Raw genomic sequence first — 22,916 nt, 5'->3', positions numbered from 1 at the left:
GCCGCCCGGGCCACCTCACTCAGGGCTTCGGCGCCCAGGGTGTCCAGGGCGTCGGCGCCGAGCGCGGTCAAGGCCTCACCCGCGGCGCGCAGCGCCCCGGGGAACGGCGGACTCGTCGTCGTCACACTCATGACCGTCCCCCCTCCCACCTCGAGCCGAACTCGAACATGTGTACTATCCTACCCACGCAGAGTTAATCGCACAAGGGTTCGGACCAAGTGGACAGGGGAGGCGCCGCTAGACTTCCGACATGGCCGAGCCACACTCCTCCCCCGTCGACCGCGCCTTCGACGTCCTGCGCGCGACGGCCGCGGGCACAGGCCTGACGTTGAGCGAGATCGCACGCGAAACCGGCCTGGCCAAGTCCACGACTCTGCGACTACTCGCCGCGCTCGAACGCAACGACGCGGTCGCACGGATCGGCCAGCGCTATCGCCTGGGCCCGCTCGTGCACGAGCTCGACCCCATCCCGACCTCCCCGGAATACGAGCGGATCCGCAGAGTGCTCACGCCGTTCCTCGCGCACCTCTTCGAGGCCACGCGCGCGACCGTGCACCTGGCCGCACTGCACGGGGACGAGGTGGTGTACCTCAACAAACTGCACGGACCGCGGCCGATCCCGTCGCCGTCGCGGATCGGCGGCGGCCTGCCGGCCTACTGCACGGGGGTGGGCAAAGCGATCCTGGCGTTCGACGACGACGCGGCACAGCGCGTGGCGCGGGGCCCGTTGGTGGCGTGGACCGACACCACCCTGACCTCGGCGGATGCGCTGGCGGTCGAGCTCGCCGACATCCGGAGGCGGAAGCGATCGCTGGATCGGGCCGAGCTCACGCCGGGCCTGTACTGCGTGGCGGCGCCGGTGTTCGACGGCGGCGGCAGCGACGGTAGCAGCGACGACGACGACGAGAGCCCCACCGGCAGCAGCCGAGCAGTGGCGGCACTGTCAGCCAGCGCGGCAGACGAAGCTGCCCTCGCCCGGCTGGAACCGCTGGTCATCCGCGTCGCGGCGGCTGCCGGGCGCGCCCTGGGCTCGGACCGTTAGCTGAACTCCATGGTCACGTCGCCGAGGCCCGCGAACTCCGCCCGGAAGGAGTCTCCGGGGGCGGCGTCCATGGCGCGGATCGCCGTGCCGGGCAGGATCACGTCGCCCTTGCGCAGGCGGACCCCGAACTTGGCGACCGTCGAGGCCAGCCACCCGACCGAGTTGAGCGGATTGCCCAACACGGCGTCCGAGCGGCCCGAGGCGAGGAACTCCCCGTTCTTGTAGAGGGTCGCATCGATGGCCGCGACGTCGATGTCGGCCAGCCTCACCCGGTTCCGGCCCACCACGTAACCGCAGGACGAGGCGTTGTCGGCGATCGTGTCGGGCAGGGTGATCTTCCAGTCCCTGATCCGGGAATCGATGAGCTCGATCGACGGCACCACCCACTCGATGGCCGCGGCGGCCTCCTCCTGCGAACACCCCTCGGGCGGGATGTCGGCGCCCAGGATGAAGCCCACCTCGACCTCCACGCGCGGGAAGCAGAACCTCGCGGACTCGACGGGCGCACCCTCGGGGTACTCCATGGTGTCGAGCAGGTGGCCGTAGTCGGGCTCGTCGACGCCCATCATCTCCTGCATCGCCTTGGACGCCAGGCCCACCTTGTGGCCGGTGACCACGGCGCCGGAATCGAGCTTGCGGCGGATGTTGACGAGCTGGATCTCGAAGGCGTCGTCCGGGGTCAGATCGGGGTGTCCGGCGGTCAGGGGGGCGATGGGCGCGACATCCGCCTCCGCGTCCCAGAGTCGCTGGGCGAGCGTGGCGCGGGTCTCCTCGGTGAGCATGGCGGCCATGCTACCTGGGACGTCTGGCGCAACCGCCCTCAGTTCTATAACGTGTTCTACATGGCAGATCAGGAATTCGACGTCGTCGTGGTCGGTAGTGGCGGAGCCGGCATGACGGCCGCGCTCGCAGCAGCAAAGAAGGGCCTCAGCGTGGTCCTCGTGGAGAAGGCCGCGCACTACGGCGGCTCCACCGCGCGCTCGGGCGGAGGTGTCTGGATCCCCAACAACTCGGTGCTGCAGCGCGACGGGGTCCTCGACACCCCGGAAGCGGCCCGGACCTACCTCCGGTCGATCATCGGCGACGTGGTGGCCCCCGAGCGGATCGACACCTACCTCGACCGCGGGCCCGAGGTCCTCGACTTCATCCTGGCCAACTCCCCTCTGGAGCTCGAGTGGGTCACCGACTACTCGGACTACTACCCGGAGGCGCCCGGCGGTCGGCTCGGCGGCCGTTCCGTCGAGCCCAAGCCGTTCGACCTGAACCAGCTCGGCCCGGAGGCCGACAATCTCGAACCCGGTTACGCCAAGGCGCCGGCCAACATGGTGGTCAAGCAGTCCGACTACCGCTGGCTCAACCTGCTGCAGCGCCCCCACACCAAGGGCGTCCGCCGCTCGATCCGAGTGGCCGTGCGGATGTTCGTGGCCAAGGCCCGCAAACAGAACAGCGTCGGCATGGGTCGAGCCCTGATCGCCGCCATGCGCAAGGGCCTGCTCGACGCGGGCGTACCGGTGTGGCTCGAGACCCCCATGACGGGCTTCGTCACCGAGGGCTCGGGGCAGGACGAGCGCATCGTCGGGATCACCGTCACCCGAGGTGGCGAGCAGGTGACCCTCCGCGCCCGACGCGGCGTGGTCATGGGTTCAGGTGGGTTCGAGCACAACCAGGCGATGCGCGACAAGTACCAGCGACAGCCCATCCCCACCTCGTGGACCGTGGGCGCCGCCGCCAACACCGGCGAGGGCATCGAGTACATGGAGAAGGTCGGCGCCGAGCTGTCCTTCATGGAGGACGCGTGGTGGGGTCCGTCCATCCTGCTCCCGCGCGGGCCGTGGTTCGCGCTGGCCGAGCGCTCGCTGCCCTGCTCCTTCATGGTCAACCAGAAGGGTGAGCGGTTCATGAACGAGTCGCTGCCCTACGTCGAGGCCGGTCACAAGATGTACGGCGGCGAGTTCGGTCAGGCGCCAGCCGGGCAGGAGGGGACCCCGGGCGACAACGTCCCGGCCTGGATCATCTTCGACCAGGAGTACAAGAACCGGTACCTCTTCGCCGGACTCCAGGCCAAGCAGCCGCTGCCGCGCAAGTGGCTCGAGTCGGAGAACTTCCACAAGGCGGACACCCTCGCCGAGCTCGCCGGCCTCATCGGCGTGCCCGCCGAGTCGCTGGAGCGGACCGCCGAGCGGTTCAACGGCTTTGCCGCCAAGGGCGCCGATGAGGACTTCAAGCGCGGCGACTCCGGCTACGACCACTACTACGGCGACCCCACCAACAAGCCCAACCCGAGCCTGGGCCCGGTCCGCAAGGCCCCGTTCTACGCCGCCAAGATGGTTCCGGGTGACCTGGGCACCAAGGGCGGCGCGGACACCGACGTCCACGGCCGCGTGCTCCGTCAGGACGGCTCCGTGATCCACGGCCTCTACGCCGCGGGCAACGCCTCGTCGCCGGTCATGGGTCACACCTACGCCGGCCCGGGCGCCACCATCGGTCCCGCCCTGGTCTTCGGCTACCTCGCCGTGGAGAACATGCTGGCCGGCTCCCCCACCGGGTCCAGCGCCAACACCAGCACCGACAAGACGGGAGTCTGACGTGCCGATCGATCTGAGCACCGCGCTCGGCGCGGAGCTGCCCTCGCAGGAGTTCTCCTGGACCGCCTCTGACGTCGCTCTCTACGCGCTGGGCGTGGGTGCGGCCGCCGACCCGATGGACACCGCCGGCCTCGGCTACATCCATGACTCGGCGCCCAAGGTGCTGCCGTCGTTCGCGACAGTTGCCGCCACGATGAACGTCACCGAGGCGCCGCGCGTCTCGTTCCCCGGCGTCGAGATCGACCTGGCCAAGGTCGTGCACGGCAGCCAGTCCGTCGAGCTGCACCGCTCGATCCCGGCGGCCGGGACGGCGACGACGACGACGAGGATCGCCGAGATCCAGGACAAGGGCTCGGCTGCGGTGATCATCCAGGAGTCCGAGACCGTCTCCGCCGACGGCGAGAAGCTGTGGACCTCGCGGTCGGGCATCTTCGCCAAGGGCGAGGGCGGCTTCGGCGGCGAGCGCGGGACCTCCGAGAAGGTCGAGTTCCCCGAGCGGGAGGCCGACCACACCATCGAGGTCGCGAGCCTGCCGCAGCAGGCGCTGCTCTACCGCCTGTGCGGGGACCGCAACCCGCTGCACTCCGATCCCGCGTTCGCCGAGGCGGCCGGGTTCCCGCGACCGATCCTGCACGGGCTCTGCTCCTACGGCCTCGTGCTGCGCGCGGTCGTGGACGCCGTCCTGGGCGGCGACGTCGACCGGGTCCGCGGTTACGGCGTGACCTTCGGCGGCGTCTTCTTCCCCGGCGAGACCATGCGCATCCGCGTCTGGGAGGACGGTTCGAGGCTGCTCGTGGCGGCCACGTCCGTCGAGCGGGACGACGCCCCCGTGCTCAAGAACGTGGTGGTCACGCTCGCCTGACCCGGCGACGCAGGACCCCTGAACGAGGCAACGCCCCGCGGTCGACCACCGCGGGGCGTTTGTCGTCTCAGCGCGGGTCAGCAGAGCGCGCGGAACTGCTCCACCAGCTTGATGCGGCCGGGTGCGTCGATCGCCATCGGCGTCACAGTCAGGGTGGTGGCGCCGGCCTCGCGGAACGCCTCGACCCTCTCTGCCACGTACCCCTCGGGGCCGATGAGCGAGACCGACCGGACCAGCTCGTCGGGCACCGCCGCGGCTGCCTCCTGCTTCTTACCGTCCAGGTACAGGTCCTGGATGAGCGCCGCCTCCGCCTCGTAGCCGTAGCGGCACGCCAGCTCGTTGTAGAAGTTCTTACCCTTGGCACCCATGCCACCGATGTAGAGGGCGAGGTGCGGCCGCACCAGGTCGAGGTAGCCCGGGACCTCCGACTCGGGGACGATCGCCAGCGCGGGCCCGGCGTACACCTCGAGCTCGCCGAGCGACGCGTCGCGCTTCTCGCGGCCCTTGGCCAGGGCGTCACCCCACGCCAGGTCCGCCTTCTCCGGGTGGAAGAACAGCGGCTGCCACCCGTCGGCGATCTCGGCGGCCAGCTGCACGTTCTTCGGGCCCAGCGCGGCCAGGACCACGGGGATGTTGTCGCGCACCGGGTGGTTGATGAGCTTGAGCGGCTTGCCCAGCCCCGTGCCCTGGTCGGCAGGCAGCGGGATCTGATACTTCGCGCCGTCGTGCACGAGCTTCTCGCGGCGCCAGACCTTGCGGCAGATCTCGATGACCTCGCGGGTCCGGGCCAGCGGCGCGTCGTAGCGCACGCCGTGGAAACCCTCGACCACCTGCGGGCCGGAGGCGCCGAGGCCCAGGACGAAGCGGCCGTCGGAGACGTAGTCCAGGCCTGCCGCCGTCATCGCGGTGAGGGTGGGCGTGCGCGTATAGATCTGCAGGATGCCCGAGGCGAGCTGCATGCGCGAGGTGCGCGCGGCCAGGTACCCGAGCTGGCTCACCGCGTCGAAGGAGTACGCCTCCGGCACGAACGCGATGTCCAGGCCCGCCCGCTCGAGGTCGGCGGCCTCCGCCGCCGTCTCGGCGAACCCGCCGCTGTAATTGAGTGCCATTCCGATGCGCATGCGGGCGAGACTACCGGGCGGTCCGGGCCCCCGACCCGGGGACCGCTGAACCCCGCACCGCTGGTCCGGTCACCACCGGCCCCCTCACCACCGCATCGACCTCGCCGCCCACGCGCACGAACACCCCGACCCGGCGCCGCAGCGGCGAGTCGGTGCGCTCGTACCCCAGGAACCTCATGCCCGTCTCGTTCGCGACGGCCAGGACCGTGTGCTCGGGCAGGTCGACGTCCGCGGTGGGGACGACGACGAGGTCGGCGGTCCCGAGCATCCGCGCCAGTCGCAGGCGTCGCGCCTGTTCGTCACCCCGGCGGCGCACCACCCGCCGCACCGCCACCACCGCGAGGGCGATCGACCACGCCAGCACGGGGAGCAGCGCCACCAGCACCAGCACCCAGCCCGTGCTCACGGCCCGTCCACCCCGTCCGCCCCGTCCGCCCCGTGGTTGCGCGCGAATCGCATGGGCTCGGCCCACGGCCCCCGTTCGACCAGCGCGTCCACGCCCCCCACTGGTTCGAAACCCCTGGCCCGGGCGGCGGCGAGGATGACCAACCGGGGCAGGCGCAGCTCCCACGGGCGCAGGACCACCTCGTCGTCGTCGTTGTTGTTTCCCTCGCTGTGTCCCTCGAAGCCGTGTCCCTCGAACCGTGACGCCAGCGCCCGGGCGCGGCGGCCGTGCCGGTCCCTGTACGCCTGCATCGGATTCGGACGCGCCGCGTCCGATCCCACCACCCCGCGGATGCGTCCGACCGGATCGAATGTCCCCATGCCAGAAGACAGTACGGGGCCGTAAGCTCGCGGCCATGGCACCGAACGCGTCGCGGCTCAAGTCGGAGTTCCACCCATCCGATCCCAGCCCGGCTGATCCCGGACTGACCGACGACGGCCACGTGGTCGAGCCGAGTGCGGACAGTTACCGGCACGCGGCCGAGCTCGAGGTCGACCGCGAGTGGTACAAGTCCGCGGTCTTCTACGAGGTCCTGGTCCGGGCCTTCAACGACGCGGACGGCAACGGCACCGGCGACCTGCGCGGCCTCACGGAGAAGCTGGACTACCTGCAGTGGCTGGGGGTCGACTGCCTGTGGGTGCCGCCGTTCTACGACTCCCCGCTGCGCGACGGCGGTTACGACATCCGCGACTTCAGGGCCGTGCTGCCCGAGTTCGGGACCGTCGAGGACTTCGTCGAGTTCCTGGACCAGGCCCACCGGCGGGGTATCCGCGTGATCACCGACCTGGTCATGAACCACACCTCCGACACCCACGCGTGGTTCCAGGAGTCACGGTCCGACCCGACCGGGCCGTACGGGGACTACTACGTGTGGGCAGACGACGACACCCGGTACCCGGGCGCCCGCATCATCTTCGTGGACACCGAGACCTCCAACTGGACCTACGATCCGGTGCGCGGCCAGTTCTACTGGCACCGATTCTTCTCCCACCAGCCCGACCTCAACTACGACAACCCCGAGGTCCAGGACGCGATGATCGACGTCCTGCGGTTCTGGTTGGACCTGGGGATCGACGGGTTCCGCTTGGACGCGGTGCCCTACCTGTTCGAGCGCGACGGCACGAACTGCGAGAACCTCCCGGAGACCCACGACTTCCTCCGCCGGTGCCGCGCGGTGGTGGACGAGGAGTTCCCGGGTCGAGTCCTGCTGGCCGAGGCCAACCAGTGGCCCGAGGACGTGGTGGAGTACTTCGGCGAACCCGAGGTGGGCGACGAGTGCCACATGGCGTTCCACTTCCCGCTGATGCCGCGGATCTTCATGGCGGTGCGTCGGCAGTCCCGCTTCCCGGTCACCGAGATCCTCGCCCACACCCCCGACATCCCGTCCTCCGCGCAGTGGGGCATCTTCCTGCGCAACCACGACGAGCTGACGCTGGAGATGGTGACCGACGAGGAACGCGACTACATGTACGCGGAGTACGCCAAGGACCCGCGGATGAAGGCGAACATCGGCATCCGGCGTCGCCTGGCCCCCCTGCTCGACGGCGACCACAACCAACTCGAGTTGTTCACCGCCCTCCTCCTGAGCCTGCCCGGCTCACCCGTCCTCTACTACGGCGACGAGATCGGCATGGGCGACAACATCTGGCTGGGCGACCGCGATGCGGTGCGCACCCCCATGCAGTGGAGCCCCGACCGCAACGCCGGCTTCTCCCGCTGCGATCCCGGCAAGCTCTACCTCCCGGTGATCATGGACCCGCAGTACGGCTACCAGTCCGTGAACGTGGAGGCGCAGCTCAACTCCACCGCGAGCCTGCTGCACTGGACCCGGCGCATGATCCACGTCCGCAAGAGCCACCCCGCCTTCGGTCGCGGCGAGTTCACCGATCTCGGCGGGTCCAACCCGAGCATCCTGTCCTACCTCCGCACGGTGGACCGCTCGGCCGAGGGGGCGCAGCCGGACGTGATCCTGTGCGTCAACAACCTCTCCCGGTTCCCGCAGGCCGTACGCCTGGACCTGGCCGAGTTCGCGGGACGGCTGCCCATCGAGCTCACCGGCGGGGTCCCGTTCCCCGAGATCGACGCCGACCCGTACCAACTCACCCTCCCCGGGTACGGCTTCTACTGGTTCGAGTTCCGCATCCCCACGGACACCCCTGCCTGAGAGGCACCTCCATGAGCATCCCCGCCGTAGACGACGCGACCCTGGTCCGACTCCTGACCGGTTGGCTCCCCGAGCAACGCTGGTTCGCCGGCAAGGGTCAGGAGCTGTCCGGGGTGCGGATCGCGCGGCGGGTGACCCTGCTCGACCACCCGGAGGTCCTGATCGAGCACCTGCTCGTCGACGTCCGGGTGGACGGTCGCCCCCAGCGCTACCAGGTGCCGCTGGCCACCGCCCTCACCCTTCCCGACGACCGCCGGGCGTTCCCGCTGACCGCGGAGGGCGAATCCCCGGTGGTCTACGACGGGCTCCGGGATCCGCGCGGAACCGAGTCGCTGGTGACCCACCTCGCCGCACAGGACGAGGTGGAGGGCCTGCGGTTCCGGATGATCCCCGGCGCCCCGGCTCCGGCACCCACGTGGGGCCGGCTGCTCGGGGGCGAGCAGTCAAACTCGTCCCTGGTGTTCGGCGACGACCTCATGGTCAAGGTGTTCCGGCTGGTCCAACCGGGGCAGAACCCCGACGTCGAGCTCCACGCCGCGCTGGCCGGCCGGGACTGCCCGGCCGTGGCGTCGCTCCGGGGCTGGATAGAGCTGGACGGTCCGGACAACGGCGACGGCGACGAGGGGGACGGTCCCACCACGCTGGCGATGGCCCAGGAGTTCGTGGCGGGGGCCGCCGACGGGTGGGCCATGGCCACCGCGAGCGTCCGCGACCTCTTCGCCGAAGCCGATCTGCTGGCCGAGGAGGTGGGCACCGACTTCGCCGACGAGTCCCGCCGGCTCGGGGCCGCCGTGGCGCAGGTCCACGACGACCTGGCGGCGGCAACGGGCATCACCACCCGCGACGGCCGCCAGATCGTGGCGTCCATGCGGGCGCGCCTCGACGCCGCCGTGGCCGAGGTCCCGGAGCTCGCCGGGTTCGCCGACGCCGCCCGGGCGGTGTTCGACGAGGTGGCCGGCTCCGGGCCGGTGCCCGTGCACCGCGTCCACGGCGACCTGCACCTGGGTCAGACCCTGCGCGCCCCGGACCGCTGGATCATCATCGACTTCGAGGGCGAGCCGGCCGCGCCGCTGGCCGAGCGCCGGGTGCCCGACTCCCCCGCCCGCGACGTGGCCGGGATCCTTCGGAGCCTCGACTACGCCGCGCAGCACACGCTGGTCGGGGTCACCGACCGGCAGCTGCGCTTCCGCGCGAGGGAGTGGCGGGACCGCAACATCGACGCGTTCTGCACCGGTTACGCCGAGGTCAGCGACGCCGACCCCCGCGAGACCGGGGCGTTGCTGCGGGCGTACACGCTGGACAAGGCCCTCTACGAGGTCGTGTACGAGTCCCGCAACCGTCCCGGCTGGGTCGCGGTCCCGATGGGCGCGGTCGAGCGGATCCTCACCGCAGGCTGAACGAGGCCCGGCCGGGCCCGCTGCTGCGGGCCCGGCCGGGCGGTGGACGGCGGAGTAGCGCCGCGGTGCGTCAGTTGGTCGAGATCCTCTCCTTGGCCCACTTGTAGTCGGCCTTGCCCGCGGGAGAGCGGCGGATCTCGGGGACGTCGACGATCACCTTGGGGACCTTGTAGTTCGCCAGGGACTGCCGCAGGAACTCCGAGAGCTCCTCGGGCTCGGCCGACATGCCCTCACGGAACGAGACCACCGCGGCGACCTTCTGCCCGTACCTCTCGTCGGGGGCGCCGGCGACCAGCGCGTCGTGGACGGCCGGGTGCGCCTTGAGCGCCTGCTCGACCTCCTCCGGGAAGACCTTCTCGCCGCCGGTGTTGATGCAGCCCGAGCCGCGGCCCAGGAAGACGATGGTGCCGTCCTCGCGGATCCGGCCCATGTCGCCGAGCACGGACACGCGGTGACCGTCGACCTCGGGGAAGGTCTTGGCGGTCTTCTCCGGGTCGTTCCAGTAGCCCACCGGGACGTGGCCGCGACGCACGATGTAACCGATCTCGTCGGAGCCTGGGGCGATCGGGGTGTTCGACTCGTCGATCAGACCCAGCCGCGGTCCGGGCGGCAGGAGCATCTCGCCCTCCTCGTTCAGGCTCATCTCGCCGTCGTTACCGGACTCGGACGCGCCGAAGTTGTCGCGGATGATGACGTTCGGGAACTCCGCGACCAACCGGTCGCGGGAGGTCTTGGACCAGATGCCGCCGCCCGAGGCGACCATGAACATCGAGCTGAAGTCCTTGGTCTCCTTGGCCGCGAGAAGCGCATCGGTGATCGGGACCGCCATGCCGTCGCCGACGAACATCAGCAGCTGAGCCTTGTACTCGGCGGTCGCGTTCACGATCACCTCCGCGTCGAAGTCCCGGAACATGACCAGGTGGCCGCCCAGGTTGACGAAGGTCAGCAGGGTGAACAGGCCGGCGCCGTGCATCAGCGGGGCCGAGATGACGATCTTGAAGCCACCCTCGGGCGAGACGTGCTCGGCGACCTCGGCCGGGCTGTGGCGCTTGTCGCCGTACGGGTTGCCGCCCGACAGGCACGCGTAGTAGTAGTCCGACATGAGCCATTGGACGCCCTTCGGGAACCCGGTGGTCCCACCGGTGTAGACCACCCAGTGGTCGTCGCCGCGGGCGGGCTCGAAGTCGCGCTCGGCGGACTGCTTCGGCAACTCGGCGTCCACGTCGACGGCGGTCAGGCCGTTCTCGGCACAGGCGTCGGCCAGGACCTGCGGGAGGCCACCCACTACGAGGACCGTGCGGGCGGTCTCGAGCTTGGGGACGGCGGCGGCCATGGTCTCCGCGAACTCCGCGTCGACGATGACGGCGACCGACTGCGAGTCGTTGAACAGGTAGACCAGTTCGGCCGGGGTGTAACGGTAGTTGACGTTGATCCCGGCCACCCGGATCTTCATGGTCGCGACGATCGCGGCCATGTGCTCGGTACTGTTCTTCATGTACAGCGCCACATGGCTCTGCGGCTCCGCACCATGGGCCTTGAGGAGGTGACCCATCTGGTTGGCGAGCTCGTCGATCTGCCGGTAGGTGTAGTCGACACCGTCCATGGTCAGCAGGAGGTTGTCAGGGATCTTGTCCGCGACGGCCTCGAAGACCGACGCCTGGTTCATCTCCGGGTTGGTTCCGGCGAGCGGATCGGTGGACTGGTCGGCTACATCGGTCATCGTGAGTCCTTTGCGCAGAGGGACGGAACTGTGTTTGTCCTCACATTGTGACCTGAACTTGTTCTCATGTCCAGACAACACGCTGACCTGCAGGATAACTCACATAACTAGAACAGGTTCTGGCCAATTCGGGCGTTTGTCGTCAACTCCGGATGCCCCCGCCCGCCGGACCGCTTACATTTCAACGATGAACGCACAGCGGTCATCGCGATCACGCACGCCCTATGACGGGGGCCTGATGCTTCCCCAGGCCACCCGGTCGGGAGACGTCCCCCTCGACGGCCGCCTCTCCGCCGCCCCGGGTGCGGACCGACCGTCCGCGCGGCGCCCTGCTCTGGAAGGCCCCGTCCTGACGGGCCCCGGGGCGCAGGGGACCCTCCGTTCCCGCAGCCTCGCCGGCGGCCTGCGGATGTTCGTCCGCCCCGCGCTGGACAAGATGCCGGCGACCGATGTGTCCCTCGGTCGCCTGCGCGTGCTGACGTCGGGCGCCGGGCGCGCGGCTGCCCTGGAGAGCACCAACGACTGGTCCTCGGACGGCCCGGTGCCCGGGCTCTGGGTGGGACGCAAGCGGTTCTTCGACTCGGACAAGGTGATCTACCACATCCACGGTGGCGGGTTCACGTTCGGCTCGCCCTGGTCACACAAGGCGCTGGCGTCGCGGATCGCCAGCGAGACCGGTGCGCCCGTCTTCCTACCCGACTACCGGCTCGCCCCCGAGCACCCGCACCCCGCGGCCACCGAGGACACCCTCGCGGGCTGGAAGTGGCTACTGAGCATGGGGTTCCGTGCAGAGAACATCGTGGTGGCGGGCGACTCCGCGGGCGGCAACCTCGCCCTCCAGCTCGTGGCGGCCCTGGAGCAGGAGAAGGCCCCGATGCCGGCGGGGGTCGTCCTGCTCTCACCGTGGGTGGACCTGGACTTCACCGACATGACCGCGCGGGACCGCGCCCGCAAGGACCCGTTCCTCGCGGTGGGACTGGCCGAACTCTGCCGCAGTCAGTACGCACCGGGCGTGGATCCCGGCGACCCGGCGATCTCGCCCATCAACTACGTCCCCTCACCCGACTGGCCGCCGTTCCTCATCCAGTGCGGTGGCCAGGAGATCTTCCGGGGCGGGATCGAGAAGCTCGCCGAGCGCTTCGCCGAGCACGGGGTGCGCCACGAGTTCCAGGTCTGGCCACACCAGTTCCACGTGTTCCAGGTCTTCCACCCGCTCGTCCCCGAGGCCAAGGTCGCCGTCCGCGACATCGGTACGTTCGTCCGCGGTTGCCTGCGGAGGTGAACGCCGGCGGGGGCACCGATCACGTTCGAGTGAACCGCCCCTCAGTCGGGCGCGGCCACCATCCGCCTGGACGACCTCAGGAGAACGGACCTGGGCATTTCGCGGGCGCGGCGGGGCGTCGCACGGTACAGCGCAGCGGCCACCTTCATGAGCTGATCGAAGCGGCGCTGCGCCGAGGCGCCCCACGGGAAGCCGTACGCGCGTCGTAGCTCCTCCGGCAGGAGCCCGATGGTGACGAAACGCATGAGGTGGAGCACCGGGCGCACCGGTACCGGGTGGCCTGCCGGGTCGAGCAGCGCAGCGCCGTACTCGCGCACCCGCTCGTCGATCGTGATCCCGTGTAGGGAGCGCTGGACGTACGCGTCGAATGCCGCCCGGTCGGCGGGCCAGGCCTCCGGGGGTACCTGGAGCGAGGTCCCGTAGGTCTGGAACTCCCGGTAGAGACGATCCGCGGCCTCGTCGTTGATCGTCCCGAACATGCGCTGCCACATGTCCCGGCCGCCGTAGAACATGCACCCGGCCACCCACAGCTGCAGGTCAGGGTCGAATGCGCTGTAGGAGACCTCGGCACCGGGAGCCGAGTGCACGGGGCGGTGCGCCCGGTTGACCATCCCGATCACCGCTTCGCGCTCGGCCGGGGTCCCGAACGCGACCAGGTAGATGTACGCGGTGGTGTTGCGGAACCTGCCGACCGGATCGCGGAGCGCGCGGCTGTGGTCCGCGACGCCGTGGCCGACCGGCGTCAGCGCGATCTCCATGAGGAACCGTCGTGGGGCGCCGGCGAGGAACGCCGCATCGCCCACGACGTCGTGGAGGGTGGGACCGTCCGGCGAGCGGCGGAGAGCGGGGGGCATGACCCCCACCCTAGCGGCGATCACATATATGTGACACGCCTTCTGCGACGCCTTCGTGGGTGGGTCGATCGGCGGCGTCAGACCGTCAGCACCAACCCCGAGGTGGGGACGCCGGTCCCGGCGGTGACGACGAGCTTCTCCGCGCCCTGCACCTGGTTCACCGAGTGGCCGCGCAGCTGGCGCACGCCCTCGGCGATCCCGTTCATGCCGTGGATGTACGCCTCACCGAGCTGACCGCCGTGGGTGTTGAGCGGCAGGCGTCCGCCCACCTCCAGGGCGCCCGGCTCGCGGACGAGGTCCTTTGCCTCGCCGCGCCCGCAGAAGCCCAGCTCCTCGAGCTGCATGAGGACGTACGGCGTGAAGTGGTCGTAGAGGACGGCCATGTCCATGTCCTCGGGCCGCAGACCCGACTGTGCCCACAGTTGGTCTCCGACGATCTTCATCTCCGGCAGTCCCGCGAGCTCGGGGCGGTAGTAGGAGGTCATGATGAACTGATCCGGCCCCGAACCCGACGCGGCCGCGGCGATCGACACCGGCCTGTGCTTGAGGTCCCTGGCCCGCTCGGGCGTGGTCACCACGATGGCCTGGCCGCCGTCGGACTCCTGGCAGCAGTCCAGGAGGTGCAGCGGCTCGGCGATGTAGCGGGAGTTCTGGTGGTCGGCCAGCGTGATGGGCTTGCCGTGGAAGAACGCCGCCGGGTTGTTGGCGGCGTGCTTGCGGTCCACCACCGCGACCCGGCCGAAGTCCTCGCTGGTCGCGCCGTACTCGTGCATGTACCGCTGCGCGACCATCGCCACGAACCCGGCCGGGGTGGACAGCCCGTGCGGGTAGGAGAACGCGTTGTCCGTGCCGGAGGAGTTGACCTGCTGCACCAGCGCGGAGTTGACCTGACCGAACCGCATACCGGAGCGCTCGTTGAACGCCCGGTAGCAGACCACGACCTCGGCCACGCCCGTCGCCACGGCCATGGCGGCCTGCTGCACGGTCGCGCACGCGGCGCCGCCGCCGTAGTGGATGCGGGAGAAGAAGTTGAGCGCGCCGATACCGGAGGCTCGGGCCACGGCGATCTCGGTGTTGGTGTCCATGGTGAACGACACCAGTCCGTCGACGTCCGAGGGCTGGAGCCCCGCGTCGGCGATGGCGGCGCGGACCGCCTCGGCGGCCAGCCGCAGCTCGGAGCGGCCGGAGTCCTTGGAGAATTCGGTGGCACCGATGCCGACGATCGCGGCCCGGTTCGAGAGTGCATCAGCGGCAAGGGCGCTCACTGCGGGTCCCCGTTCATGTAGAGGGTCGCCGTCGAGGTGACGTGTGCGCCCAGCGAGTCGGTGCCGATGATCTTGAGCGTGACCAGTCCGTCGTCGTCGACCCCGGTCACCTCCCCGGCGAGGGTCAGGGTGTCGTAGGCGTACCAGGGCACGCCCAGGCGCAGCTTGATGGAGGTGATCCGCGCCCGCTGCCCCGCCCAGTCCGTCACGTACCGCTGCACCAGCCCGGTGTCGGTGAGGATGTTGACGAAGATGTCCTCGGAACCCTTGGCGTGGGCCAGGTCGCGGTCGTGGTGGACGTCCTGGAAGTCCCGGGTGGCCAGGGCGGAGGCCACGATGAACGTCGGCGTCCCCTCGATCACCAGCGACGGCAGGTTGTCCCCCACCGCCACCTCGGGCGGGGTCGCTGGGCAGGTCACGGTGTCGCTCACTTGGACTGCTCCTGATCGGTGAGGGCGGGCTGCCCGGTGGTGGCGGTGGTGGCGGGCCGCCACGCGTAGAGCGTCCACGGCTCGGTGCCGAAGGTCGCGTCGGCGGACTCGTCGCCGGGCATGTCCAGGAATTCGACCTGCACCGGCATGCCGATCGCCACCTCGGCCGGGTCGACGTCGCGCAGCTCGCCGAGCATGCGCACGCCCTCCTCCAGCTCCACCAGCGCGATCACGAACGGGAACTTGGTGCGGCCCGGCACCCGCGGGGCGTGGTGGACGACGAACGAGAAGACGGTGCCGCGGCCGGAGGAGACCACGTAGTCGGTCTGCTCGGTCTTGTCCTTCCACAACGCCGGCACGGGCGGGTGCTGCAGCGCGCCGTCCTCGCGTTTCTGGATGCGCAGCTCGTGGGCGCGCACGCCGTCCCAGAAGAAGCGGGTGTCCTGGGAGACGGACGGGCGCATGACCGCGCCCACCACCAGGTCGTCGGTCGGAGACCCGGAGCTGGAGACGATCGCGGCGGGGGCCGGCTCGGCCTTCTTCGCGGGGGGCCGGAACTTGAGGATGCGGAAGTCCATCTCGGCCACGACCTCGTCGCCCACGCTCCAGTAGTTACGGGTGGTGAAGAACCACCCCTCCCCCAGGCCCGTGGTCTTGGGACCCACGACGTCGGTGAGGACCGTGGAGATGGTCACCTCTTCGCCCGGACGCGTGTAGCGGTGGTAGGTCGAGTCGCAGTTGGTGGCCACCACGGAGGTGAAGCCCTCGGCGTCGAGGATGTCGGTCATCCGGCCCAGCGGGTCGTCGGCCTCACGGGTCTTGCCCAGGCCACGCATGGTCCACACCTGGGCCATCGCGGGCGGCGCCACGAGTCCGCCGTGGCCCGCGGCGCGGGCGGCCTCCTCGGACTCGTAGATCGGGTTGGCGTCGCCGATCGCCTCGGTCCAGTTGCGGATCATCGGGAGGTTGACGGGGTCGCGGCCCGCCCGGGGGGCGCTCGCCCCGGCGGCCCGGACCTCCTCGGCCGCGGCGAGGATGCGGCCGGCCTGCTCGTCAGTCATGAATGCCTTCTGTTCAGTCGGGGGGAGGTAGCGGGCAGAGGGTTCAACGGGCCGAGCTCAACGTGCCGTGCGGGGCATGCCGAGGCCACCCATGCAGACCAGTTCGCGCATGACCTCGTTGACGCCGCCGCCGAAGGTGATCACGACGTTGCGCTTGTTCGTCATGTCGAACCAGCGCTGCAGCCTGGCCGTGTCCGGGTCGGTGGGGTCGCCGAAGCGGCCGAGGAGCTCCTCGATGACCCGACCGACGTGCTGGATCATCTCGGTGGAGAAGACCTTGGACGCCGCGGAGTCGCCCATCGAGGGGTTCTCCCCGGCGGAGGAGACCTGCCAGTTCAGCAGCTCGTTGAGCCGGACGGTCGCAGAGATCTCGGCCAGCCCGCGCCGCACCTCGGGGCGGTCCAGGTGGCGGACCCCGTCCGCGCCGGTCCCGCGCGCCCAGCCGGCCAGCTGGTCGTAGTAGAGGCCGGGGCGGCCCGAGGGCGCCAGCATGACGCGCTCGTGGTTGAGCTGCGTGGTGAGCATCTTCCAGCCGCCGTCGACCTCGCCCACCACCATGTCCGCCGGGACGCGGACGTCCGTGTAGTAGGTGGCGTTGACGTGGTGGGCGCCGTCGCAGGTGATGATCGGGGTGAAGGAGAACCCCGGGTCGGAGGTGTCGACGATGAAGATCGTCAGCCCCCGGTGGCGCGAGTCCGGGGTACCGGTCCGTGCGGCCAGCCAGACGTAGTCGGCGTGGTGGCCGCCGGTGGTCCACATCTTCTGGCCGTTGATGATCCAGTCACCGGTGGCCTCGTCGCGCCTGGCGGTGGTCCGCAGCGCGGCGAGGTCGGTGCCGGCGTCGGGCTCGGAGTAGCCGATCGCGAAATGCAGGGTGCCCTCGAGGATGCCGGGGAGGAACTTCTCCTTCTGTACCTCGGAACCGTACTTCTGCAGGGTCGGCCCCACGGTCTGCAGCGTCACCGACGGCAGCGGCACGTCAGCGCGGGTGGCCTCGTTGGTGAAGAGAAGCTGCTCGATGTGGCCGAAGCCCTTGCCACCGAACTCGGTGGGCCAGCCCACGCCCAGCCAGCCGTCGCGGCCCATGCGCTTGATGATCTCCGCGTAGGTGTCGCCGTGGCGGGTGGTGGCGATGTCCGCCGCCTCCTCGGGCGAGATGAGCGTGGAGAAGTACTCGCGCAGCTCGGCCTGCAGCGCGCGCTGCTCGGGGGTGAGGTCGATGAAGGTGCTGTCCGCGGGCGAGACGGCATCCGTGGCGCCGGCGTCGGTCGGGGCCGGCGCCACGTGCTCGACGGGGTCGGCCGCGACCGCCGCGCCCAGGGTGTCCAGGTGCAGCTGCGCTCCGCCCACGAAGCGGGCCAGGTCCTTGACGGCCGAGGAGTACCGGAACATCGGGTAGGTGATGTCCACGCCCACGCCGCCGTGCAGGTGGTGCAGGATCTGCACCGCGCGCGGGCCCTCCGCTGCCAGCCAGTACGCGCCGATCGTCGGGTCGGTGGAGTACCGATCCGCCGTGCCGGTCAGGCCCTCCGAGACCCGCCAGGCCACCGACTGCGCGATCACGTGCAGCGTGCGCGAGATGATGTAGACGTCGGCCAGTTCCTGCTGGACCGCCTGGAACGCCCCGAGCGGCTTGCCGAACTGCTGCCGCTCCTTGAGGTACCCGGCGGTCATGTCCAGCGCGCCGGAGACCAGGCCGTCGCCGTGGGCGATGCAGGCCGTCAGGACGAGGCGTCGGAACTCCTCGAGGACCGCCGCGTCTCCCGAGCCGCGGAGCACGTCGTCGTCGTCGACCGGGGTGGCCTCGAACCGCATCGCGTACTCGGGGACGCCGAGCGACCCGAGGGTCGGGGTGAGGGTGACCCCCGGGGCGTCGGGGGCGACGACGACGAGGGCCACGCCACCCGCCGTGGACACCGGCACCAGGACGGACCGGGCCTGGGCCGCGTAGCGGACCGCGGTGACCGTGCCCGTGATGGTCCCGCCGTCCAGGCGCACGGTGGGCTCGGTCGGCAGCGGGGCCCCGGGCTCGGCGACGGCGGCGGTGAGGATGCGGCCGTCCTCGATGCCCTCGAGCAGCGCCTTCTGCTGGGCGGGGCTGCCGAGGGCGACGATCGGCAGCACGCCGAAGCCCAGGGTCTCCAGCGCGGGGATCACCACGCCGGCGCGGCCGACCTCCTCCAGGACCACGGCGATGTCGGCCACGTCGAGGTCGTCACCGCCGAGCGCCTCGGGCAGGCCCAGCGAGAGCAGGCCCGACCCCGCGAACGCCGACCAGAGCTGCTCGTCGAAGCCGGCGTCGGCGACGCTGCGGCTGGGGAGCGCGGTGAGCAGCTCCTCGGCCGGGGCCGCGGCGGTCAGTGCGCCGGCCACGGCCTCGGCGACGGCGGCCTGGGTCTCGGTACGGGTGAAGTCCACGGGGGATCAGTCCTGTTCGGGGAGGAGGGAGGTGGTTCAGGCTCGTGCGTGTTGCGGTCCCGGTCAGTCCCGGGGCAGGCCGAGGATGCGCTCCCCGACCACGTTGAGCAGCACCTGCTCGGTGCCGCCGGCGATCGACAGGCAGCGGACCATGAGGAACTTGCGGCCCTGCTCGGTGAACTCGACCCCGCCGGTGCCGGTGAGCTCGAGGCCGAACTCGGCGATGTCCTGGCGGTGGCGCACGCCCACGATCTTGCGGACGGAGGACTCCGCGCCCGGGCCGGAGCCGGCGAGGGTGCGCAGCGCGGTCCGCAGATCCAGCAGGTTGCCCACCACGCCGTCGGCGATGTGCTTGCCCAGCTCGTCCAGGACCAGTGCGTCGTCCGAGACCCCGGCGGCGTTGATGAGGCCGATGATCTCCTCGGCGGCGTCGCCCAGGGATGAGCCGCCGCCCATGGCCACCCGCTCGTTGGCCAGCGTGGCCCGGGCGATCTTCCAGCCGTCGTTGACCTGGCCGATCTGGAACTCGTCGGGGACGAAGAGGTCCTCCAGGTCCACCTCGTTGAACAGCGCCTCGCCGGTGATCTCGCGCAGCGGCCTGGTGCTGATCCCCTCGCTCCTCATGTCCACGAGGAAGTACGTGATGCCCTTGTGCTTGGGGGCGTCCTTGTCCGTTCGCGCCAGGCACATGGCCCAGTCGGCCTCGCGGGCCAGGGACGTCCAGACCTTCTGGCCGTTGAGCTTCCACCCGCCGTCGACCTTCTCGGCGGTGGTGCGCAGCGCGGCCAGGTCCGACCCGGCGCCGGGCTCCGAGAAGAGCTGGCACCACTTGATCGTGCCGGCCATGGTCTCGCGCACGAGCAGGTCGGCGTGCTGGGGGGCGGCCTGGAGGATGGTGGGCACCGCCCAGCCGCCGATGGTGATGTTGTGGCGGGCGACCCCGGCCGACTCGAGCTCCTCGTCGATCATGAGCTGCTCGGCCGGCGCTGCTCCCAGGCCCCACGGCTCGGGGAGGTGCGGCATGAACAGGCCGGTGTCGGCCAGGGCCTGCTTGCGCTCGTCCCCCTCGGCGGCGGCGACGCGGGCGACGAGGGCCTTGACCTCCTCGCGCTTGGCGTCGATCCCCTCGATCCCGGACAGGTCGATCCGCAGGTGGCGGCGCCCGCCGGCCAGCGTCAGCTCGGCCAGGGAGCGCCGCCAGCGGGCGGCCCCGCCGACCGCCTGCCGCAGCGCGCCCGCCCGGCGCATGTAGAAGTGCGCGTCGTGCTCGAAGGTGTAACCGATGCCGCCGAGGATCTGGATGCAGTCCTGGGAGTTGGTGACGGCGTTGTCGAAGGCCAGGGCGCCGGCGACGGCTGCGGCGACCGGCAGCTCCGAGGAGTCCGTGCCGAGGTCCTCGGCGGCCACGGCGGCGTCCCAGGCCAGGGCGCGGACCTGCTCGGTGCGGCAGAGCATGTTGGCCGCGAGGTGCTTGATGGACTGGAACGAGCCGATGGTGCGACCGAACTGCTCGCGGATCTTGGCGTATTCCACTGCCGTGGTGAGCGTGTAGTCCGCCACCCCGGCGGCCTCGGCGGCGGCCAGGGTCACGAAGAGCTGGTGGACGAGGTCAGTGGTGATGCCCTCGAGGATCCGGTCGTCCGGGATCCGCACTTCCTCGAGGGAGACGTGGCCGATCGAGGCCGAGAAGTCGTAGGGGGTGGCGGGGGTCACGGTGAGGCCCTCGGTGCCGCCCTCGAGCAGGGCCCAGCGGGTCTGGCCGTCCACCTCGACGGGCAGCAGGATCCCGCCCTCGGCGGTGCCGCCGTACGCCACTCCCGGGTTGCCCGTCACCGCTCCCGAGCCGGCCGCGCCCGAGGAGGCGAGGGTCGCCACCCCGAAGCCCAGGCAGACGCCCACGGGCAGGCCGCCCTCGGCGACGGTCTCGGAGAGCGCGGCCGCCACGGCGCCTCCGGCGCGCGAGACCAGGACGCCGGCGAGCGCGGTGGACAGGATCGGGCCCGGGGTCATCCGGGCGGCTGCCTCCTCGAGCATGCAGGCCAGGTCGACGATCTCCGCGCCGGCTCCGCCGTGCTCCTCGGCGACGGCGACGCCGAACAGCCCCAGCTCCGCCAGCTGCGGCCAGTGCGCCTTCCACGCGTCCGGGTCGGTTTCCTGGGCGCGTACTGTGGCCACTGGATCGGCGGACTTCGCCCAGGCCTTGATCGAGTTCTGGATCTCGGTCTGATCCGGGGTGGTGGCGATGCTCACGGTGACTCCTCGGCGCGACGTGGGGCGTACCCGTGCAGGCCCTGAAACCCGCACGCTGCCCCCATAATAGAACGTGTTCTAGGAAACTTGTTCTAGAATGCATCAGCAAGGCCCGATCGCCACACCCGGCCCCATCCGACGCAGCCCAGGAGGTTCGCCTCATGACCAAGAGCTCGACCGAGACAGGTTCCGGTCCTGCAGCGTCGGATTCCGCGAACAAGAACGACGAGCCCAGCACCACGTCGCAACGGGAACGGCGCCGCCGGATCCTCGACGCCACGCTGGCCCTGGCCACCAGGGGCGGGTACGAGGCCGTGCAGATGCGCGCGGTGGCCGAGAAGGCCGAGGTCGCGGTGGGCACGCTCTACCGCTACTTCCCCTCCAAGGTGCACCTGCTGGTCTCGGCCCTGGCGCGGGAGTTCCGCCGCCTGGACCAGCGCACCGAGCGCTCGGCCCCGCCCGGGGACACCGCCCAGGAGCGGATGAAGGTCGTGGTGGAGATGATCACCAAGTCCATGCAACGCGAACCCAACCTCACCGAGGCCATGACCCGGGCGTTCATGTTCGCCGACGCCTCCGTGGCCAACGAGGTCGAGGAGGTGGGCTTCTACATGGATCGGATCATCGCCCGCGCCATGGCCCAGGGCGAGCCGGACGAGGTCCAACTCTCGATCGCCCGCGTGGTCTCCGACGTGTGGATGTCCAACCTCGTGGCGTGGCTCACCCGCCGCTCGTCCGCGGCCGACGTCAGCACCCGGCTCGGACTGACCATCGACCTGCTGCTGGGCACCGACGACTCCCCCCGCCGCGCCCGTCTGCACACGGCCATCGGGCAGGGATACAGCGATTCTCCCGAGGCTCCGGCGCCCGAGGCCTGAGCCGACCGGCCCGCCGGCCGGGACGGCGATCGCGCGGTCGCCTTCCGCGTGCCCTGCGACAATGGGCCCATGCCGGACGACGCGACCGTGCCAGGGCCAGCGGGCCCGCCCGAACTCGACCTACTGCGCCTCCACTACCCGGGGCTGCGCTGGCGCTCCGCCCAGCGCGTCACCGAGGGCTGGGATCATGTCGTGCTCCTGCTGGCCGGGTGCACCGGCCCGGACGCGCGCGGACACTCCGAGTTGGTGTTCCGCTTCCCCGACGACAAGTACGCACCGCTGCTCGAGTCGGAGATCGCCGCCCTGGACCTGTTGGCCCCGCGGGTCGAGGCCGCGATCCCGCGCTATTCACACCGGGAGTACAGCTCCGTCGGTCACGGCGGCGCTGTGTCCGGTACCGCAGGGTCCGGCACCGCTGTATTCGGGGGTTATCCCACCATCCGTGGAACCCGGCTGACACCCGGAGCGCTCGGCAGGCTCCCCCGATCCGACGTCACGCAGATCGCCGGTCAGCTGGGCGAGCTGCTCTCCGAGCTGCACCGGCAGGACACGTCGGCGCCGCCACTGGATCGGCTGCCCCCGGCGTGGCCGGCGGAGGACCGCCACCACCTGAAGGAGCTCGCCACCCGGGAGCTCCCGTCGCGGCTCACTGCCGAGGAGATGCGGGAGGTACACGGGATCCTCGACGGGCTCGACCAGCTCCTCGACGCCCCCGTCACCCCGGTGTTCCTGCATGGCGACGTCTACTCCTCCCACCTGTTCTGGGAACCGGGCCGCGCTGTCTCAACCGGCCCAGTCTCAACCGGCCCAGTCTCAACCGGCCCAGTCTCAACCGGCCCTGTCGCGCCGGGCCGTCTCGGGGTGATCGACTTCGCCGACATGTGCCTCGGCGATCCCGCCATCGACTTCGCAGAACTGTACGAGTACGGGCCGCGGTTCGTCGACGCCGTACTGGCGCGGTACCTCGGACCCGCCGACGACCGGTTGCTCGACCGGGCGTGGGACCACCAGCGTCTCGTCGCGGTGTACATGCTCACCGACCACATCGAGCTCGGGAAGCAGTCCTGGGCCCGCGCCCGCGAGACGTTCGACCGGTGCCGCTCCCCGAGCCGTCCGACTGACTGATCTGCTGACCGGCCGC

At 70.6% G+C, this 22,916-nt stretch carries 19 protein-coding genes and 1 pseudogene; 8 read left to right on the top strand and 12 right to left on the bottom strand.

The features are described from left to right. Positions 1–250: 250 nt before the first annotated feature. Entirely contained in the window at positions 251–1,042 is a 792-nt protein-coding gene (locus tag R4P08_RS14195; RefSeq protein ID WP_317814535.1) for an IclR family transcriptional regulator, read from the top strand. On the opposite strand, the gene R4P08_RS14190 is transcribed toward R4P08_RS14195, so the two are convergent. After that, the gene (locus R4P08_RS14190; RefSeq protein ID WP_317814534.1) at positions 1,039–1,824 is read right to left on the bottom strand and encodes a 2-keto-4-pentenoate hydratase; all 786 of its coding nucleotides are present in this window, start codon (positions 1,822–1,824) and stop codon (positions 1,039–1,041) included. The genes R4P08_RS14195 and R4P08_RS14190 overlap by 4 nt on opposite strands. 51 nt (positions 1,825–1,875) lie before the next feature. On the opposite strand from R4P08_RS14190, the gene kstD reads away from it, so the two are divergent. Together kstD and R4P08_RS14180 are read left to right on the top strand one after the other, a co-directional pair. Then, the gene (kstD, locus tag R4P08_RS14185) at positions 1,876–3,627 is read left to right on the top strand and encodes a 3-oxosteroid 1-dehydrogenase (protein ID WP_317814533.1); all 1,752 of its coding nucleotides are present in this window, start codon (positions 1,876–1,878) and stop codon (positions 3,625–3,627) included. A gap of 1 nt (position 3,628) precedes the next feature. Then, entirely contained in the window at positions 3,629–4,489 is an 861-nt protein-coding gene (locus R4P08_RS14180) for a MaoC/PaaZ C-terminal domain-containing protein (protein WP_317814532.1), read from the top strand. 77 nt (positions 4,490–4,566) lie between these two features. On the opposite strand, the gene R4P08_RS14175 is transcribed toward R4P08_RS14180, so the two are convergent. Genes R4P08_RS14175 through R4P08_RS14165 form a run of 3 tightly spaced genes read right to left on the bottom strand, consistent with a single transcriptional unit; the run spans position 4,567 to position 6,375 of the window. Further along, complete coding sequence (locus tag R4P08_RS14175) at positions 4,567–5,610, bottom strand: LLM class F420-dependent oxidoreductase (protein WP_317814531.1); 1,044 nt, start codon at positions 5,608–5,610, stop codon at positions 4,567–4,569. A gap of 10 nt (positions 5,611–5,620) precedes the next feature. Next, positions 5,621–6,016 carry a hypothetical protein gene (locus R4P08_RS14170; RefSeq protein WP_317814530.1) on the bottom strand — a complete coding sequence of 132 codons (396 nt, stop codon included), beginning with the start codon at positions 6,014–6,016 and terminating at the stop codon, positions 5,621–5,623. Further along, positions 6,013–6,375 (bottom strand): hypothetical protein, encoded by a 363-nt coding sequence (locus R4P08_RS14165; protein ID WP_317814529.1) that lies wholly within the window; start codon positions 6,373–6,375, stop codon positions 6,013–6,015. Before R4P08_RS14165 ends, R4P08_RS14170 begins: the two co-directional genes overlap by 4 nt. A gap of 35 nt (positions 6,376–6,410) precedes the next feature. On the opposite strand from R4P08_RS14165, the gene treS reads away from it, so the two are divergent. Together treS and R4P08_RS14155 are read left to right on the top strand one after the other, a co-directional pair. Next, positions 6,411–8,219 carry a maltose alpha-D-glucosyltransferase gene (treS, locus tag R4P08_RS14160; protein ID WP_317814528.1) on the top strand — a complete coding sequence of 603 codons (1,809 nt, stop codon included), beginning with the start codon at positions 6,411–6,413 and terminating at the stop codon, positions 8,217–8,219. 11 nt (positions 8,220–8,230) lie between these two features. Continuing rightward, positions 8,231–9,616 carry a maltokinase N-terminal cap-like domain-containing protein gene (locus tag R4P08_RS14155; protein ID WP_317814527.1) on the top strand — a complete coding sequence of 462 codons (1,386 nt, stop codon included), beginning with the start codon at positions 8,231–8,233 and terminating at the stop codon, positions 9,614–9,616. 70 nt (positions 9,617–9,686) lie between these two features. On the opposite strand, the gene R4P08_RS14150 is transcribed toward R4P08_RS14155, so the two are convergent. Further along, on the bottom strand, positions 9,687–11,336 hold the full coding sequence (locus tag R4P08_RS14150; protein WP_317814526.1) for an AMP-binding protein: 1,650 nt from the start codon (positions 11,334–11,336) through the stop codon (positions 9,687–9,689). Positions 11,337–11,523: 187 nt separating this feature from the next. Between R4P08_RS14150 and R4P08_RS14145 the strand changes: the two genes are divergently transcribed. Next, the gene (locus R4P08_RS14145) at positions 11,524–12,618 is read left to right on the top strand and encodes an alpha/beta hydrolase (RefSeq protein ID WP_317814525.1); all 1,095 of its coding nucleotides are present in this window, start codon (positions 11,524–11,526) and stop codon (positions 12,616–12,618) included. A 41-nt stretch (positions 12,619–12,659) separates the two neighbouring features. Here R4P08_RS14145 and R4P08_RS14140 read toward each other — a convergent pair whose 3' ends face one another. From R4P08_RS14140 to R4P08_RS14110, 7 genes and pseudogenes are all read right to left on the bottom strand, one after another. Beyond that, the gene (locus R4P08_RS14140; protein ID WP_317814524.1) at positions 12,660–13,472 is read right to left on the bottom strand and encodes an oxygenase MpaB family protein; all 813 of its coding nucleotides are present in this window, start codon (positions 13,470–13,472) and stop codon (positions 12,660–12,662) included. A gap of 77 nt (positions 13,473–13,549) precedes the next feature. Further along, positions 13,550–14,737 carry a lipid-transfer protein gene (locus R4P08_RS14135; RefSeq protein ID WP_317814523.1) on the bottom strand — a complete coding sequence of 396 codons (1,188 nt, stop codon included), beginning with the start codon at positions 14,735–14,737 and terminating at the stop codon, positions 13,550–13,552. Then, the gene (locus tag R4P08_RS14130; protein ID WP_411741212.1) at positions 14,734–15,156 is read right to left on the bottom strand and encodes a MaoC family dehydratase; all 423 of its coding nucleotides are present in this window, start codon (positions 15,154–15,156) and stop codon (positions 14,734–14,736) included. The genes R4P08_RS14135 and R4P08_RS14130 overlap by 4 nt, the downstream gene beginning before the upstream one ends. Before the next feature lie 8 nt (positions 15,157–15,164). Continuing rightward, the gene (locus tag R4P08_RS14125) at positions 15,165–16,229 is read right to left on the bottom strand and encodes a bifunctional MaoC family dehydratase N-terminal/OB-fold nucleic acid binding domain-containing protein (protein ID WP_317814521.1); all 1,065 of its coding nucleotides are present in this window, start codon (positions 16,227–16,229) and stop codon (positions 15,165–15,167) included. Between the two features lie 57 nt (positions 16,230–16,286). Beyond that, positions 16,287–17,513 carry an acyl-CoA dehydrogenase family protein gene (locus R4P08_RS14120; RefSeq protein WP_317814547.1) on the bottom strand — a complete coding sequence of 409 codons (1,227 nt, stop codon included), beginning with the start codon at positions 17,511–17,513 and terminating at the stop codon, positions 16,287–16,289. Positions 17,514–17,552: 39 nt separating this feature from the next. Beyond that, positions 17,553–18,602 (bottom strand): annotated as a pseudogene (locus tag R4P08_RS14115) (acyl-CoA dehydrogenase family protein); the annotation flags it as partial. Positions 18,603–18,710: 108 nt separating this feature from the next. Next, the gene (locus R4P08_RS14110) at positions 18,711–20,897 is read right to left on the bottom strand and encodes an acyl-CoA dehydrogenase (protein ID WP_317814520.1); all 2,187 of its coding nucleotides are present in this window, start codon (positions 20,895–20,897) and stop codon (positions 18,711–18,713) included. Between the two features lie 161 nt (positions 20,898–21,058). On the opposite strand from R4P08_RS14110, the gene kstR reads away from it, so the two are divergent. Together kstR and R4P08_RS14100 are read left to right on the top strand one after the other, a co-directional pair. Then, positions 21,059–21,775, top strand: a complete 717-nt coding sequence (kstR, locus tag R4P08_RS14105; protein WP_317814519.1) for a cholesterol catabolism transcriptional regulator KstR — start codon at positions 21,059–21,061, stop codon at positions 21,773–21,775. A 69-nt stretch (positions 21,776–21,844) separates the two neighbouring features. Continuing rightward, positions 21,845–22,900, top strand: coding sequence for an aminoglycoside phosphotransferase family protein (locus R4P08_RS14100; protein WP_317814518.1), 1,056 nt, complete (start codon positions 21,845–21,847; stop codon positions 22,898–22,900). The last annotated feature ends 16 nt before the right edge of the window (positions 22,901–22,916 follow it).

Origin of the sequence: Rhodococcus sp. IEGM 1408 (genome assembly GCF_033142235.1) — a bacterium.
Taxonomy (GTDB): domain Bacteria; phylum Actinomycetota; class Actinomycetes; order Mycobacteriales; family Mycobacteriaceae; genus Dietzia.
The sequence above is the reverse complement of the archived record's forward strand: the minus strand, read 5'-3'. Positions and strand labels throughout refer to the sequence as shown.